General features: G+C 35.9%; 3 protein-coding genes and 1 tRNA gene. All 4 read right to left on the reverse strand.

Annotated elements, in window-relative coordinates; genetic code table 11:
* Nucleotides 1-121 (reverse strand): nitronate monooxygenase (locus AC1DPQ_RS22190; protein WP_477610898.1); only part of this gene is annotated, 121 nt, incomplete at its 3' end.
* Between the two features lie 44 nt (nt 122-165).
* Nucleotides 166-1,287 (reverse strand): Fic family protein, encoded by a 1,122-nt coding sequence (locus AC1DPQ_RS22195; protein WP_477582094.1) that lies wholly within the window; start codon nt 1,285-1,287, stop codon nt 166-168.
* A gap of 224 nt (nt 1,288-1,511) precedes the next feature.
* The gene (locus tag AC1DPQ_RS22200; protein WP_477582087.1) at nt 1,512-2,678 is read right to left on the reverse strand and encodes an amidohydrolase family protein; all 1,167 of its coding nucleotides are present in this window, start codon (nt 2,676-2,678) and stop codon (nt 1,512-1,514) included.
* A 128-nt stretch (nt 2,679-2,806) separates the two neighbouring features.
* Nucleotides 2,807-2,879: transfer RNA gene (locus tag AC1DPQ_RS22205), tRNA-Thr, on the reverse strand.
* Nucleotides 2,880-3,285: the final 406 nt, after the last annotated feature.

A 3,285-nucleotide genomic window follows, 5' to 3' on the forward strand; every position in this document is an offset into this window, starting at 1 on the left:
CAATAATGCCAAGACCTCCTGCATTAGAAACTGCCGATGCCAATCTCCACCCACTGCACCAAACCATTCCGGCCTGAATAATTGGATATTTAATATTGAAAAGTTTACAGATTGGATTCATCGAAATATTTACTTTATAAATGGATGGCAAATTAGAAGCATCTATTATTCTGAGAGTATTCTGTACAATTCTAAATTAAGAAAATAATGCCCTTTACCAACGGTCCTCTTTTCAAGAACCCCCATCCCTGTGAGTAGATCTAGATATTTTCTTGCGGTATTTTCTGCGTAAATACCAGCTTTAACTAAATGCTGAACCCGAGTAAAAGGTTGAGTAAAAATTGAACTTATTAATGAATCTGGTCGTTGAATATCTGTATCCGCCATAACTGCCTCTGTAATTGCCTCTTTCGCTGCAATAATGTCGTTGATCTTATCATAGGTAATATTTGCTGTTACTTCAACTGCTTTAAGCATATAAAGTAACCAGTTTTTCCAACTTCCCCGCTGAGTAATTCCTGCAAGACCAGCATAATACCCTTCTTTATTTTGCATAATATATTTACTCAGAAAAAGTATTGGATAGTCAAGCAACCCTTTTTTTGTTAGATAATTTATATTAAAAATCCTTCCTGTTCTACCGTTGCCATCCCTAAATGGATGTATTGCTTCGAACTGATAATGGCCAATGGCCATCTTAAGCAATGGATCTAATGGATAATTAACCTCATCATTAAGAAATGTAATCAAATTATTCATTTTGGCTTCAATTATCCCTGCGCCTCTTGGAGGGGTATAAAACACTTTTCCTGCATTAGGTCCACTTCCACCTTCTTTAATTACAACCTGAGCAACTGGAGGCCGAATGCCATCGTTGAATTGACTAACAATACGGTACATCTTCACAAAGTATTCTATATCAATAGCCCCATCTTCCTGAAGATATTGATGGCCTTCCCATAATGCCTCCCTGTAGTAGAGAATTTCCTTCGCGGGCCCATTTACTTGTCCAACATTTTCTTCACTATATGCCTTATAAAGTTCGTCATCAGTAGTGAAAATATTTTCAATTGCACTTGATGCCTTGGCCTCCTGCAAACTTATCGAATTAATAAGCAGGCCTTGATTTGGAATCGCTATACTTCTTCCCTGCAAACGTGCTAGGGCTGCTTTGCTATTACCGAGTTGTAACAGAATATCAACATCAAGATAGATATTTGGATCAATTGGGAGCTCGGGAAGTGAATTCCAGGGTTTCGTACGATCCGGATTTATCATATTTGCCATATTCAAATATAGGATTTTAACCTTAAAATTTTAATTTTTTAATGTTAAAAGAAAAAATCACATCAAAAAATTTGAAACAGAAACTCTTGTACATTAAAAATTTAAGTTTTTAATGTACAAGAGTTAAATGACATTAAAGTTTTCAATGAGATCATATCATGCCTTAAAAAAGGCATTTTTTAAGACGGAWAAAAGAAATAACCAATGTATATATCCAGATACTATTAAATTAACCGCTTTACTTGATCGCTTTCTATCTTAAAATCAAGGGATAGCTGGATTAGATTCAATCCAGGCTTTTTACCAACCTCGATTGTTCCAATTTGCTGATTAAGCTCCAAAAATTCGGCTCCATTTATAGTTGCCCAACTCAAAAGTTTTTCAAAAGTAACCTGCTTGTATTTCTGTAAGGTGATCATTTCTGATAGAATATTAAGTTGATGGTTACTTGCTAAACTATCTGTTCCTAAAGTAATCTTTACATTTTCTTCAATTAACAGATCAAGATCGGGTAAAGCATTTTCGATATATAAATTGGCTTGCGGGCAAAGGCACCAATATAAATTATTGTTGTTTTCTTTTGCAAAGGCGATATCAGCCTTACTCGAAACCGTGTTATGCACCAACAAAGTTTTTTGCTCCTTAATAGAGGGAAGCCAAGTTTGTAAAGATGTTTTTTTGGAGGGGATAAAGAAAGAAATATCGAGCCCTAGAAATTTGTATAGCGCTAAAAACCCACCCGATTTATTTTCGAAGAAAGCATTTTCATCCTTAGTTTCCTGGTTATGAACACTAATAAAGGCATTATCTTTTTCAGCTTCCTCCATTATTAATCCAAATAATTCAGGCGATACCGAATACGGTGCATGTGGTACAATATATGCAGGTAAAGGTTCAAAGGCTTGTTTAATCGCTTTAGCGAAATCCATTATAGCGTCTGCTCGCTCAGGATTAAAACCCATGGCCTCGATAAAGGTGTGATAATATATTTTGCTATTTTCTTTTACTTCTTTTGATGAAATTTGGTTGGAAATGTCGCCAACAGCTACAATCCCGTTTTTGAACATTTTTTGATCAGCAACATACATAGCCTTTTTAATCTCTTCTATATCGCCCTGCCTGCTTTTGATAATACTTTGGACGAATTCTACCAAACCCGTTTGCTCTGGAATTTGCCCCAGCATATGCGACAGTTCTAAATGGCAATGGGTATTGATAAAACCCGGAACGATTGATCCTTTATGTTTTGTAATGGCTAAACCAAGACTTGCGGCCTCTTCCTGGGTTAACACTTCTTTAATTTCACCATCTGGATTTACGGCTACCACTCCGTTTTTAAGCGGAGGCGATGAAACAGGAAATATCCAATCGGCTGAAAAGTATTTTAACATACCGCAAATTAGCGGAATAACCGGAGCAAATAAAATATTTTTCTACGCCAGACCTATTCTGATAATGAAATGATTTTTGAAATTACGCTTCTAAAAGAAATTAAATTAGAAAACGGGGAAAGAAAAAGAGCCTCCTATCGGAATCGAACCAATGACCTACTGATTACAAGTCAGTTGCTCTACCAGCTGAGCTAAGGAGGCTTTCAATCGGGCTGCAATGATAGAAAAAAATCTTCTTTTTTAAAAATTGAAAATTATTTTTTTCTGGCGTGCTGTCAGATGTTACCATTTGACAGCTAATTAACTCCACCAAGGAATTTTAAAACCCGTCAGATGGCAACATCTGACGGTACAAGAACGCTCTACGGGCAATCTGCATTTCCAATTATGAAAAAATAACGCCAAAACTTGTAGTCATTCACCACAAAGTGTGGAGAAGCTCCACAATGCCAAAATCTTGGCACACACACAAATACCTAAAAAACAGACAGTTAAACAAAATCAATGGTTTGGCACCATTGTGAAACATTAGCAAGTATTGTTACACAAATTAAATTTTTAATTATATACTATGAAAAAGTTCGTTTTAGCAGCTACAGTATTAGCA

The organism is Pedobacter sp. 01T416_2 (genome assembly GCF_056398925.1).

Excerpts from the sequence above, each read along its gene's own strand:
- AC1DPQ_RS22200 (WP_477582087.1), bottom strand. The coding sequence starts at position 2,678 with ATGTTAAAATACTTTTCAGCCGATTGGATATTTCCTGTTTCATCGCCT.
- AC1DPQ_RS22195 (WP_477582094.1), bottom strand. The coding sequence starts at position 1,287 with ATGGCAAATATGATAAATCCGGATCGTACGAAACCCTGGAATTCACTT.